The organism is Candidatus Amarolinea dominans, from assembly GCA_016719785.1.
GTDB classification, from domain to species: Bacteria; Chloroflexota; Anaerolineae; order SSC4; family Amarolineaceae; genus Amarolinea; species Amarolinea dominans.
Genome location: JADJYJ010000004.1, coordinates 400,280 through 412,158, shown reverse-complemented (window position 1 = coordinate 412,158; position 11,879 = coordinate 400,280). Strand labels below are relative to the sequence as shown.

The following is an 11,879-nucleotide window of genomic DNA, read 5'->3' as shown; positions in this document are numbered from 1 at the left end:
GTGAAGGTGTCGCTGATGACGGCGCCTTGCGCTACCGTACCGAAGTCCCAGGTTTCGTCAGCAGCGGCCATGGCGAAAGTTGGCGTCGGATCGGCGGCGAAGCTGTTGAGCGGCCGCGCGGCCGAGTCAATGATGTTGCCCTCGCTGTCGGTCCAATGGGCCAGCAGGATGTTGTCCGCCGCGGGATCGTAGGTTTGCGTGAAGGCCGACGTCGCCCAGATCACGGGGAAAACGGTCGGCCCCGGCGGGATGGCCGGCAGGGTGTGCTCCTGATGCAGCACGACCGTCCCATCGGCGATGAAGTCCACGTAGAGATGACCATTCTGGATCGTCGCCGGGTGCGGGCTGTTGACGACCAGGTTCGTTGTGTTGCTGCTATCGGTGTCAACCTGTCCAGTGGCGGCAATCTCCAACCCCAGCGGCTGCAGCATCTGGCCGGCATACGGCGCCAGGTCGCTGTCCAGACCTGGCAGTTCCACCGGCGTGATGAAGCGGTGACTGCCCTGCGGGTCGCTGTAGCTGACCACGATCACTGGCGGTGTGGGGTTGGCGCTGTTGACGGTGTAGGTGAAGGTGTCACGCGGGGTCAGCGCCGTCACAGTGAAACTGGCGCCGGCCGCGATCGTGCCGGTCGTGAGTCCCACCTCTAACCCGTTAGAGACGCTGAGGGGCAGCGGGCTGTGATAGCTGCCTCCTACCGGGAGAGAGCCACTGCCACCGGATCCATCATTCCAGTTGAGCGCGGTGCTGCTCTGACCGACCACACCCGGTGTGGCGGCGCTGAAGGTGTACGTGCGGTCGGTTGACCCGCTGTAGTTGCCGCCGCTGTACGGTTTGGCCGTGCTGCTGCCCCATTGGCTCAGACCTGGTTGCTTGACCAGGCTGCCCACGGCGACGTGCTGGCCTGGGCGCACCTTGCCGTTGCCACCGACGGTGTTGTTGCCGATGGTCGTGGTGTCGTCGGGCGAGTACATCACCGCATCGATGCCGTAGGCGTCGAAGGTGCCGCTGTTCTCCAGCACCAGCTTGACCGTCACGACGTTGCCAGCCTGGGATTTGACATACCCCGCCAGAATCTCGGGTTGCGGATGATCGGCCGGGTCGTTCTCATCGGTGCCGTAGCGCAGCTTCGACGCGATCCTGGTAGCCGTCGCGGTCGGAGTCACGGTTGAAGCGGAAGAGGATGGCGCCGCCGGCCTCGGCCGCCAGGTCTTTGAGCGGCGTGTTACCGGCATCGGCCTGCGTCAGGTAGATGTTCCACCAGGCGATGTCGGACAGGAAATGCTCCTGCCAGGTGGGCGGGTTGATGCCGTTGAACTCCGGCGTCCACAGCGAACTCAGGTTGCCATCCACATCGTAGCCGGCGGGGAAGTAGCGGGTCAGCACATCCTGCACGCTCTCTACACCCCAGGTAGGAATGACGTAGCTGTCCACGGTCATCGCCGTACATCCACGCCGTCTTCGATGAAGACAGTCACGCCGCCGTTGATGGCATCCTGGTAGAAGAGCTCATCGGCGTCGTAGTTGAAGTCTTCGAGCACGACGCGCAGCGGTTCGCCCAGGTCAATGCGCTTCATCTGCTCCAGGCTCAGCGGCACGTTGTTGGAGGCGAACTGATGCGGCGGGTCGGCCGGGAAGAGGGTTCTCGATCTTGCCGTTGGGGAACTGCTGCCAGGCCGGGTAGGAGATGATCGGCGTCGTGTCGTCGCCCCGGTAGATGTTGAAGATGACGCCGGTCAGGTCGCGCGCATACTCGGTGCCAGTGTTTTTGATCTCGTAGGTGAAGGTGAGGTCGGCCGCATGGCTGGAGTCAATCGCCCAGGCCGTGCTCCAGTTTTCGCCGGTGGCGAAGGCTTGCCCCTGGGTGATGGTGTGTTCTTCGTGGACCTCGTGGGTGGTGGTCTGAGCGCCGCCCCAGGAGTGGCCGTTGGTATGAGTTTCAGTGAAGCTGGGTTGTGAAATGGCGTAACTTGAATACCATGCAGACGTTGGCTATCAGCTGGCCTTACCGATTTATTGCATATTGTATCCCATCCAGAGAGTTGGCTGACCCGCCTGGCCTGTGTTTTAAGTTAGGTTAGTTGAGGCATGTGCGCCTGGACTGGTCATTGACTAGTCCAAGCATCTTTGGTCGCCGTGTAATTTGCAGGTGTGCGTAAGTCTGGATTACATCCTTTGGAGTATCGCTGTTGAAAGCGTTCGCCGCCAGTACACCACCAACCGCGCTGGTCTCATACGAATTCGTCTGCTGCGTCATCTGCCCCTGCGTCGTGGTGATCGTTGTCACGCGGTTGACGGTCCACGAGCCTGGCACGACCGACACCTCCGGCACTGGGAAAGCGGCCACGAAGATGTTGTCGCCGGGTGGACGCACCCAGTTGGGCATGGTCGCTTTGATGTAGTTCCAGTATTCGATAGCCGGGTAGCTGCCGTAGCCGCAGTTGGTCGGCGCGCCCGGACAGTAGGTCACGCCAAATAACTCCTGCCCATCGTCGAACTTGTCGCTGTCGGTGGTTTCGTTGGGCACGCGCGAGCCAACGACGAAGACCTCGGCAAAGTCCGGGATCGTGTCGTAGTCGCCGTCGTTGCAGACGTTGACGTGTGTACCTGTGCGATCGTTGAAGTTGGGCCAGGCGTTGGGCGGGCCAAACGGTGGGCCATAGCCCCAGCGGATGCCGCGCGGCAACGTGAAGTCGAGCAAGGCATCCACTTCCGTGCCATCGCTGTAGGCCTGCGCATCGCCGTCGCTGTTGGCATTGAGCGGATCGGTACACCACCAGGCTTCCTCTGTGTTTGTCAGGCCGTCGCCGTCCTCGTCCAGGCTGTTGAGCGACGCCAGGCCGGCGCGTTGCTCGGCGGTGACTTCGCTGGCTTTGTCGAAGGATTTGGCCTTGTCCGGTTCAGGGCCAAGCGTGGCGGCCAGCCGCTCGACCGCCGGCGCCAGCCAGGCCTTGTTGGCGTCCTGGCGCTGCACCAGTGCCACCGCATCATCGGTGTGCGTGGGCTGAAAGCGCAGGCGGGCCAGGTCTTCGAGCTGCCCGGCCGTGGCGAGGACGATGGCCGAGTCGGCGCTCTCCTCGCGCAGAACGATCACACCCAGCTCAGTCAGCTTGCGCTGCATGACCGGGTTGCGCCAGGTGACGGTGGTGCGATAGACGCCGGAGCCAGGCTGCTGTGAAGCCGCTGATGGCCTTGCCTCTCCGCGCTCCAGCGGCCAGGCGCCGGCCACCGGCTGCAGAGGACTGAACACCAGGACGATCAGAACGACGATGGTCAACGAACGGAATAGCGGATGATGCGATGACATGAGAAACCTCCTCAACATCCCCGACGCATGGCGGTAACGCAGGCACGTGTTTCAACGAATCCAGGCGATTCGTGAGCCGCCACTGTCATTCTACCACGCCCCCGCGCCAACCGTCAACTTTGCTGACTAAAAAACGATGTTGTACAACATTGATAACTATAATAACTTGTCCCTTCGCCCTGTGATCACATCCAAACGCATATTGAACGATTACGTAACCGCTGGGCCTGCCTGGAATTCAGACAGGATTCACAGGATTGACAGGATATTCGAACTCTCGTGCCGATAGTTTTGCACACCACAGAGCAAGAATCCTGTACATCCTGTTCATCCTGTCCAAATCGGCCTGCAGGGTGAGCAGTTACCAGGATTCACAGGATTGACAGGATATTCGAACTCTCGTGCCGATAGTTTTGCACACCACAGAGCAAGAATCCTGTACATCCTGTTCATCCTGTCCAAATCGGCCTGCAGGGTGAGCAGTTACCAGGATTCACAGGATTGACAGGATATTCGAACTCTCGTGCCGATAGTTTTGCACACCACAGAGCAAGAATCCTGTACATCCTGTTCATCCTGTCCAAATCGGCCTGCAGGGTGAGCAGTTACACGATTACCGACAACTGTATGCATATGGTAAAATGGCGCTGCGGGAGGGTGACATAGTAAGATGTCTGGCAAAGGAGTGCAACCCATGAACCAAAACACCATGCGACGCGGTGTGGACTATATCGGTGTGGGCGTGGGCGCGGTCATTCTCGATGACGGCGGACGCCTGTTCCTGGCCCTGCGAGGACCCGCCGCCAAGAACGAGCGCGGCCTGTGGGAATTCCCCGGCGGCAGCGTGGAGTTTGGCGAGCGCCTGGCCGATGCCCTGCGCCGTGAGATTTTGGAGGAGTACGGCGTCCAGATCGAAGTGGGCGACCTGCTCGACGTGGTGGATCATCTCCTGCCCGCGGAAGGCCAGCACTGGGTCTCCCCAACCTTCATCTGCCGGCTGGTTTCCGGCGAGCCGACCATCCGGGAACCGGGCAAATGCGCCGCCATCGGCTGGTTTGCCCTGGATGAACTCCCCGCCAATCTCACCGTCGTCACCCAGGCCAACCTGGCCCACTACCGCCAGCGCCTGCAGCAGCGACCACTGGATTCGGAGGCCGCATGACCGACATCGTCACCCCTTCCGCGCGTGCGCAGGCAACCAGCCTGGCCCTGGCCGCGCTGGCCAGCCGGCCGCTCTATCTGGACACCGAGACCACCGGCCTCGGCGCCTATGATGAGATTGTCGAAGTCTGCCTGCTCGAAGCCGACGGCAGCGTGCTGCTGACCTCGCTGGTGCGGCCGCAGCGGCCCATCCCGGCCGATGTCGTGCGCATCCACGGCATCAGCGACGCCGAGGTGGTCGCCGCGCCCGCCTGGCCCGACCTTTGGCCGCAGATTGCCGAACTGATCGAAGGGCGCCGCCTGGCCATCTACAACGCCGATTTCGACCTGCGCATGATGCGCCAAACCCATGCCGCCTACGGCCTGCCCTGGCAGCGTCACGAGCGCCAGAGCCTGTGCATCATGAAACTCTACGCCCAGTTCCGCGGCGACTGGAACGCGTCCTACCGCTCCTACCGCTGGCACAGCCTGGAAAACGCCGGCCGTCAGTGCGCCATCCCCCTGCCCAACAGTCACCGCGCCCTGGACGACGCCCGCCTGACCCGCGCCGTCCTGCACGCCATCGCCGGCCAGGATTACCACACGAGCGACTCCCCCGCGTAAAGGCAAGGCTTTGACTCTCATCGAACACGCCGTCCGCAGCGGCAGCCTGGTGCTCTACAAGAACCGCCCGGCGCGGGTCGCGCAATTGGGCGACAAGCTCGACCTGGACCTGCCGGGCGGCGAGTCCGCGCATGTGCGCCCCAAAGACATCGTCCTGCTGCACCCCGGCCCGGTGCAGAGCCTGGGCGAACTGACCCCGCAGCGGGGCGACGTGCAGTCGGCCTGGGAACTGCTGGCCGGCAGCGAAACCACCCTGCCCGAACTGGCCGATCTCATCTACGGCGCGTTCACGCCCGCCACCGCCTGGGCGGCCTGGCAGCTCGTCAGCGACGGCCTCTTTTTCCGCGGCACGCCGGCGCAGATCACCGCGTGCTCGCCTGACGAGGTGGAGCACAAGCAGCAGGCGCGCCGCGCCGAGGCGGCTGAAAAAGCGGCCTGGGCCGAATTTGCCCAACGCGTGCGCCAGCAGCAGACCGCGCCCGGCGATGCCCGCTTCCTCAGGGAGGTCGAAGCCGTGGCCCTGGGACGCCAGCCCCGCAGCCGCGTCCTGCGCGATCTGGAGCGTGAGGAGACGCCGGAAAGCGCCCATGCCCTGCTCCTGGAAACGGGCTTCTGGCCGGTCACCGTCAACCCCTACCCGCAGCGCCTGACCCTCCCCACCGCCTCGCCTGACCTGCCGCTGCCCTCCCTGCCGGACGAAGCGCGCCGTGATCTGACGCACCTGCCCGCCTTTGCCATTGACGATGCGCGCACCACCTCGCCCGATGACGCCATCAGCCTGGACGCGGACGGTCGCATTTGGGTCCACGTGGCCGACGCCGCCGCCCTGGTGCGGCCGGATGATCCCGCAGACGAGGAGGCACGCGGCCGCGGAGCCACGCTCTACCTGCCGGAGTCCGTCATCTCCCTGCTGCCCTGGCGCGCCACCGAGCTGCTCGGCCTGGGCTTGCAGGACATCTCGCCCGCGCTCTCATTCGGCATCGGTCTGGACGCCAACGGGCAGATCAACAGCCTGGAGATTACCCCCAGCCGGGTGCGCGTCACCCGCCTAACCTACGAAGCCGCGGACGCGGCCCTGGACGACGAGCCGCTGGCGTCCCTCTGGCGCCTGCTGCAAGGCTACCACGCCTGGCGCCAGGCGCAGGGCGCGGTCGAAATTAACCTGCCTGAAGTGGACGTTTTTGTGCAAGAAGGGACGGTTGTCATCGAACCGGCGCCTTCCCTGCGCAGCCGCAGCCTGGTCGAAAACGCCATGATCCTGACCGGGCACGCCGTCGCCCGCTTCGCCCTGCAACATGACATCCCCCTGCCTTTCGCAACGCAGGAAGTGGGGGACGAGGCCACGCCGGCCCTGCGCCGTGCGCGCACCCTCTCGCAGATGCTGGCCCTGCGCAAGACCATGCGTCGCAGCCAGTACCGCACCGTGGCCGATCCGCATGGCGGCCTGGGATTGCCCGCCTACGTGCAGACCACCTCGCCCCTGCGCCGCTGCCTCGACCTGGTCGTGCATCAGCAGCTTCGCCGTCACCTGGCCGGGCAGCCGCTGCTCAGCCAGGCCGACATCCTGGCCCGCATCGGCGCGGTCGAAGCCGTCAACAGCAGCCTGCGCGAGGCCGAGAACAAGTCCAACACCCATTGGACCCTGGTGTACCTGCTGCAGCACCCGGACTGGCAGGGCGAGGGCATCCTGGTGGACAAGCGCGGCCTGCAAGGCACAGTCATCCTGCCCGAACTCGGCCTGGAGCCAACCGTTCACCTGCCGGGCGACCTTCCGCTCGACACCCGGCTGGTCGTGCAGTTGCGCAGTGTTGATCTACCCAGGCTTGACGCAAGATTTCGTATAGCGAGGTAACATGACCACAACATCTCCATTTCCTGCCAAACGCGCCTTGCTGATCGGCATTGGCCGCTACGCGCATCTGCCGCCGGAGCGCCAACTGCACGGGCCGCCTGCGGACGTGGCCGCGCTGGCGGACCTGCTCACGAATGCCCATGCTTTCGATCACATCACCACGCTGGTGGACGAACAAGCCACCCGCAAGGCCATCCTCAACGCGTTCGCCGACCTGGTGGACGCCACGCAGCCCGGCGACCTGGTCCTGATCCACTACAGCGGGCATGGCTCGCGCGTGCCGGACATTCACGGCGACGAGGCGGATGGCTGGGATTCGTCCCTGGTGCCGCACGACGGTCGTGACCCGGACGGCCTGGCGCCAGACATCCTCGATGACGAACTGAACCCGTTCTTCGGCCGCCTGGTCAACGAACGGCAGGCCGGCGACCTGGTCTTGATCTTCGATAGCTGCCATTCCGCGGGCATGACGCGGGCCGATGGTGATGCGCCTTTTCCCGCCTGGTCGCGCAGTCTGGAACCGCCGACCCCCGTCGCAGGCTCACGCCTGGTGGAATCCGCCGCGGCCGCGTCCGCCGCGCCCGCGCCCATGTGGCAGCCGGCCGGCGAACAGTTCATTGCCTTCTATGCCTGCCAGGGCGCCGAATCGGCCTTCGAGCTGAAGCTGGCCGCCAACACCGTGCGTGGCGCGCTGTCGCACGCCTTGCTCACCGCGCTGGCCGGCGGCGAAGTGAAGACCTACCGCGATCTGTGGGAAAGCGTCAGCCTGCGCGTGGCGCAGATTTCGCCGCAGCAGCGGCCGCAGGTCGAGGGCCATCTCGATTACAGCATCTTCGGCCGCGAGGCGGTGCGCCAGATGTTCTACGTACCGGTTCTGGGCATGACCCCGTCTGGGTTGGTGCGCCTGGGCGGCGGCTTGGCGCTGGGGCTGGATGTGGGAGATCGCCTGCGCCTGGCGCCGCCGGGCACGCGGCGCTTGAGCCAGGTGGGCAGCGGTGCGCTGGTCGAAATCGTCCCGCTGGGCCTGACGCTGCACCAATGTCAGGCCGCGATCGTCAGCGGCAGCGGCGGGCAGGCCGGGCAATGGGCGCTGCTCGAAACGACGCGGCCCGCCATGCAGCTCCGCGTGGCGGTCAACCCTGCGGCGGCCAACGCGCCGCTCATCGCCAAGCTGCAAAAACAGCCGCTCCTGGCCGTTGTGGATCGCGACGCCGCGGTGACGGTCGAGGTCAGCGCGGCCGAGACGCGCTTCCTGGATGACAAGGGTCAGCCGCTGCTGCCCGGTCTGCCGCGCAAGGATTTTCTCTGGCAGACCGACGTGGTTGAAAGGTTGGCCGGCCTGGCCTGGCAGCGCAATTTCCTGCGCCTGGCCAATCCAGACAGCCGCCTGGCCGGTTCTTTGCGCCTGGAGCTGACCGACGCGGCCGGCCGCGGCTTGACCATGAGCAGCCCGCAGCAGGCCGCCGCGGAGCCGGGCGCCGTTGTGCGCCTGTCTGTGACCAACACCTGGGCACGCGATCTCCATGTGGCGGTGCTCACCTGCCAGGAAGGCGCAGAGCCGGTGCAGTTCTGGCCGCCTGGGTCAGGCGCATCGCTGCCGTTGACGCCGGGCCGCCCGCTGACGCTCGAACTGCCGCCGGCCCAGGCGTCCGTGGTCATCAAGCTGTTTGCAGCCACCCAGCCGATCCCCTTCGAACTGCTCACGCACAGCCGCACGCGACGTGAGGCGCCCGCTGCACTCTCTGCGCTGGGCCGAGCGTCCCTGCAAGCGCAGGGTGTTCCCGCACCGCCGCCCCCGCCCTCTACTCCGCCTCCCGGCCAGACCCGCACCGTTACCGAACCAAGCCGCCGCCGCGACGACGATGACTGGATCGCCGTGCAGGTGGTGGTGGCGCGCGGAACGTAGAACACGGAATGTTGAATGGAGACCGGAGATCGGAGATTGGAGACCGGAGATCGGAGACCGGGGATCGGAGACCGCTATGCAAACGCCTCCACCGGAACCTGCAGCGTAAGCTGCGAACGCACTGGCTGCTCAGCGAGGGCTTTGAAACGGCGTTCGATCTTCAGCAAGGTCGCACCGGCATAGTAGCGCTCACCGCAATGCAAACAGACCTCGCACGGCACATCCCGCACGATGAGGTATTTGCCGTGTCGCCGATACACGTACTCCACACGGCGTTCGTCGAAATCGCTGTACCCGCACACATAACAACGCGTCTCGTTCATGATCGCCTCCCACGGGTCACGCGCCAGGCGCTTCGCAAGTGCCTGGCACATCACGTTGCCCACCGCGTCAATCACTGGCAGCCAGATCGGCGTCAATCTCTGCGATCATGGCTTCGCAGAGCGCCAGTTCTTCCTGCTCCTTTTCCAGGTCATTCTCGGCCTCGATGACCAACATCTGGTAGACATCCACCTGGGCTTGCCAGGTTTCACGGCCGGCCTGGTCCTGCGCTTTGCTCAACAGGCGTTGGGCAATCATCATTTCATACTGCCACCGCGCCAACTCAGGTTCGATGGTCTCCCAGATCTTCGTCTGCGCTTCGATGACGCGTTCTTCCCATGCCTGCCGCACCTCTTGTTTCAATGCATCCATCTGATTCTCCTTGCTTGCGATTGAAAAGGGTTTACACTTCCACCCACACCAGCCGGTCGAACCCCAACGACACGACCGCGTAGGTTCGCAGGCGCAGGCGCTCGCCGTGACGCGCCAGCAGACCGGCGCGGGTCCGCGGCAGAATCGCCAGCGCTTCCGCCAGCCGGGCCTTGACCAGCGGCAGTTCAGCCACGGCATCTGCGCTGAGCGCGCGCGCGGCCGCGCCGGTCAGCTCCGCCTCTTTCAGGGGCACGTACTTGAACTCCAGCAGGATGTCGAGCAGCTCATACTGGCGCATCTCCGGCCGCACGATCATGGTCAGGTCCGCGTAGGTGCGCGCCAGCGCGGTCTCCGAATCCATGATGTAGGCGATGTCATTGAAGAGCAGGGTCAGGAACGTGGTCTTGACCGTCAACTCGTTCGCCCAGCGGTAGTCCCGGTTGTCGAACACGGGGTAATAACGCCGCTCGATGAAGTCGCACAGCGGCTGCAGATTGCCGGTTTGGCAGAACAACTCCGCTGCCTGCCGTCCTTCATCCAGGGCGCCGCGATCGGGCAGCAGCAGGTCCTGGATGCGCTCCACGTACAACCTGCGCGCCACCAGGTTTGGAATCGTCAGCATCAGCTGTCCGGAGGCCGTGCGTCCGCCGAGGGTGAGGACGCCGAAGTAGGTGAGGAACGAGGCCATGAACGGCGCGTCCTTGACCGCCATCAGCATGTCCTCCACCCCAAAGCGGTCAGCCAGGGCCGAAACCGCCAACACCGGCGCGCCGTTGACCGCGTCGAGAATGATCTGGCCGCCGCCTGGCAGGCTGGCGATGTACGCGATCTTGCCGCGGTCCATGGCCAGGTTGCTGTCGAGCATGTTTTCGGGATAACCGCAGGCGCGCTGGAAATGTTTGAAGAAGTAGAGCGCCAGGGTGGGATTGTAGATGCGCTCGGCCGCCATGTTCGTGGTGAAACGATAGCCGTTGTAGAAGGTGCGCACCATCTCCAGGGCCTCATCCGCCTGCGCCGCGGCCCACCCGCAGGTCGCTGTGATCTGACGCAAGGTGGCGGCGATTTCATCCTCACGAAAGCCGCACAGGTCATTGAACTCCGGCTGCAGGGTAATCGTCTCCGAGACGTTGTAACCGCTGGTGAGATCGCTCAGAACCACGGGCGAGACGCCGGTGATGAAGACGCGGTCCACGCCAAAGCCGCTGGCCCCGCCCTTGACCGCCTTGAAGAGGGTTTTGAGCGCGCCTTCCCCGCGCAGCAGCGCGTCGTAGCGTGCCCGGCCGGCCGGCTGCCCGCCCATCGCCAGTTCGTTGGCGAAGTTGTCGTACTCGTCAATCAACAGGTAGAGCTTGTAAGGAGTGTGGCGCATGGCTGTCAGCGCCGACTGGAAAGACGCCACCGCATTGTCTGGATAGATTTCGATGGCTTGGGTTAGCCAGGATTGGTAGTAAACAGCAAAATCACGAATGCGTTCGTTTACATGATCGTGCAGCGACCGGGCGATCTCGCCAGCGCCGCCGTACGCGGCTACCAGCGAAAAATCCCAGCGCATGACAAAATACTGATTGTGTAGCGGGGTGGGCGCGCGGCCGATCGCCAGGCGACCGAACAACGACTCGAACTGATCGGCGTTGGCCACGTCGTAATAGTTCGCCAGCATGGAAAGCAGCAGCGACTTGCCGAAGCGCCGCGGGCGCAGGAAGAGAAGCTGGTCGCCCAGGTCTTCCAGCAGCGGGATGCAGTCGGTGCGATCCACATAGAAATAGCCTTCGCTCATCACCTTCACGAAATCACTGATACCATACGGAAACTTCATGGCTTCCTCCTCATCTCTCTCACCCCCATCACGTCTCATTTCCCTGGGGAAGCCGGGGTTTCTGGAATTATACCAGCCGCAGGAAAACGGTACCAAAATCGGGCGCGCTGCCAGCCTGACTCAAAATCGTCATGTGGACTGTTACGGATGGGCGTTATGCTTGAATCGTGTTTCCGAGACACAAAGAGAATCTACATGTTTTGGAGGGTACAAGTGAAGGGTTTCATTGCGTTCATGAACAAGTGGGGCGTGATCGGCCTTGCCATCGCCGTCATCATCGGCGGCAAGCTCAACGCCTGGGTGTCGGCGCTGGTTGAGGACATCATCATGCCGATTCTGACGTTTTTCATTCCCGGCGGCGCTTGGCGCGATGCCGTGTGGAACCTCGGCCCCATTGCGTTGAAGATGGGTCATTTCATCGGCGTTACCATTGATTTCATCCTGATTGCGTACTTGGTCTATTGGTTCTTCACGCACGTGCTCAAAGACGAGGCAGTGGCGAGCGCAGGCAAGAAGTAACCTGCACCGCCTCGTGTAAACG

General features: G+C 63.8%; 12 protein-coding genes. 5 read left to right on the top strand and 7 right to left on the bottom strand.

Annotated elements, in window-relative coordinates; genetic code table 11:
• The 4 genes from IPM84_08285 to IPM84_08270 all read right to left on the bottom strand — a co-directional run.
• Positions 1–1,166: hypothetical protein (locus IPM84_08285; protein MBK9092762.1), on the bottom strand; the 1,166-nt coding region annotated here is incomplete at its 3' end.
• On the bottom strand, positions 1,108–1,440 hold the full coding sequence (locus IPM84_08280) for a hypothetical protein (protein ID MBK9092761.1): 333 nt from the start codon (positions 1,438–1,440) through the stop codon (positions 1,108–1,110). The genes IPM84_08280 and IPM84_08285, both read right to left, overlap by 59 nt.
• Positions 1,437–1,577 carry a hypothetical protein gene (locus tag IPM84_08275; protein MBK9092760.1) on the bottom strand — a complete coding sequence of 47 codons (141 nt, stop codon included), beginning with the start codon at positions 1,575–1,577 and terminating at the stop codon, positions 1,437–1,439. Before IPM84_08275 ends, IPM84_08280 begins: the two co-directional genes overlap by 4 nt.
• Positions 1,578–2,077: 500 nt before the next feature.
• The gene (locus IPM84_08270; GenBank protein ID MBK9092759.1) at positions 2,078–3,307 is read right to left on the bottom strand and encodes a hypothetical protein; all 1,230 of its coding nucleotides are present in this window, start codon (positions 3,305–3,307) and stop codon (positions 2,078–2,080) included.
• Positions 3,308–4,001: 694 nt separating this feature from the next.
• Between IPM84_08270 and IPM84_08265 the strand changes: the two genes are divergently transcribed.
• The 4 genes from IPM84_08265 to IPM84_08250 are packed head-to-tail and all read left to right on the top strand — an operon-like array spanning position 4,002 to position 8,829.
• Complete coding sequence (locus tag IPM84_08265; GenBank protein MBK9092758.1) at positions 4,002–4,469, top strand: NUDIX domain-containing protein; 468 nt, start codon at positions 4,002–4,004, stop codon at positions 4,467–4,469.
• Positions 4,466–5,071 carry a 3'-5' exonuclease gene (locus tag IPM84_08260; protein MBK9092757.1) on the top strand — a complete coding sequence of 202 codons (606 nt, stop codon included), beginning with the start codon at positions 4,466–4,468 and terminating at the stop codon, positions 5,069–5,071. Before IPM84_08265 ends, IPM84_08260 begins: the two co-directional genes overlap by 4 nt.
• Positions 5,072–5,120: 49 nt before the next feature.
• Positions 5,121–6,923: an RNB domain-containing ribonuclease gene (locus IPM84_08255; protein MBK9092756.1), complete on the top strand. Its 1,803-nt coding sequence runs from the start codon at positions 5,121–5,123 to the stop codon at positions 6,921–6,923.
• Position 6,924: 1 nt separating this feature from the next.
• Positions 6,925–8,829 carry a caspase family protein gene (locus tag IPM84_08250; GenBank protein ID MBK9092755.1) on the top strand — a complete coding sequence of 635 codons (1,905 nt, stop codon included), beginning with the start codon at positions 6,925–6,927 and terminating at the stop codon, positions 8,827–8,829.
• 74 nt (positions 8,830–8,903) lie between these two features.
• Here IPM84_08250 and IPM84_08245 read toward each other — a convergent pair whose 3' ends face one another.
• Genes IPM84_08245 through IPM84_08235 form a run of 3 tightly spaced genes read right to left on the bottom strand, consistent with a single transcriptional unit; the run spans position 8,904 to position 11,338 of the window.
• Positions 8,904–9,248 carry a type II toxin-antitoxin system MqsA family antitoxin gene (locus tag IPM84_08245; protein ID MBK9092754.1) on the bottom strand — a complete coding sequence of 115 codons (345 nt, stop codon included), beginning with the start codon at positions 9,246–9,248 and terminating at the stop codon, positions 8,904–8,906.
• A complete protein-coding gene (locus IPM84_08240; protein MBK9092753.1) occupies positions 9,220–9,522 on the bottom strand; it encodes a hypothetical protein in 303 nt (100 codons plus the stop codon). The genes IPM84_08245 and IPM84_08240 overlap by 29 nt, the downstream gene beginning before the upstream one ends.
• 31 nt (positions 9,523–9,553) lie before the next feature.
• Entirely contained in the window at positions 9,554–11,338 is a 1,785-nt protein-coding gene (locus tag IPM84_08235; protein MBK9092752.1) for an AAA family ATPase, read from the bottom strand.
• Positions 11,339–11,551: 213 nt separating this feature from the next.
• On the opposite strand from IPM84_08235, the gene IPM84_08230 reads away from it, so the two are divergent.
• Positions 11,552–11,857, top strand: a complete 306-nt coding sequence (locus tag IPM84_08230) for an MscL family protein (GenBank protein MBK9092751.1) — start codon at positions 11,552–11,554, stop codon at positions 11,855–11,857.
• Positions 11,858–11,879: the final 22 nt, after the last annotated feature.

Bases quoted from the DNA above. Each gene is read 5' to 3' on its own strand.
- IPM84_08280 (MBK9092761.1), bottom strand. From the start codon at position 1,440: ATGACCGTGGACAGCTACGTCATTCCTACCTGGGGTGTAGAGAGCGTG.
- IPM84_08275 (MBK9092760.1), bottom strand. From the start codon at position 1,577: ATGAAGCGCATTGACCTGGGCGAACCGCTGCGCGTCGTGCTCGAAGAC.
- IPM84_08270 (MBK9092759.1), bottom strand. From the start codon at position 3,307: ATGTCATCGCATCATCCGCTATTCCGTTCGTTGACCATCGTCGTTCTG.
- IPM84_08265 (MBK9092758.1), top strand. From the start codon at position 4,002: ATGAACCAAAACACCATGCGACGCGGTGTGGACTATATCGGTGTGGGC.
- IPM84_08260 (MBK9092757.1), top strand. From the start codon at position 4,466: ATGACCGACATCGTCACCCCTTCCGCGCGTGCGCAGGCAACCAGCCTG.
- IPM84_08250 (MBK9092755.1), top strand. From the start codon at position 6,925: ATGACCACAACATCTCCATTTCCTGCCAAACGCGCCTTGCTGATCGGC.
- IPM84_08240 (MBK9092753.1), bottom strand. From the start codon at position 9,522: ATGGATGCATTGAAACAAGAGGTGCGGCAGGCATGGGAAGAACGCGTC.
- IPM84_08235 (MBK9092752.1), bottom strand. From the start codon at position 11,338: ATGAAGTTTCCGTATGGTATCAGTGATTTCGTGAAGGTGATGAGCGAA.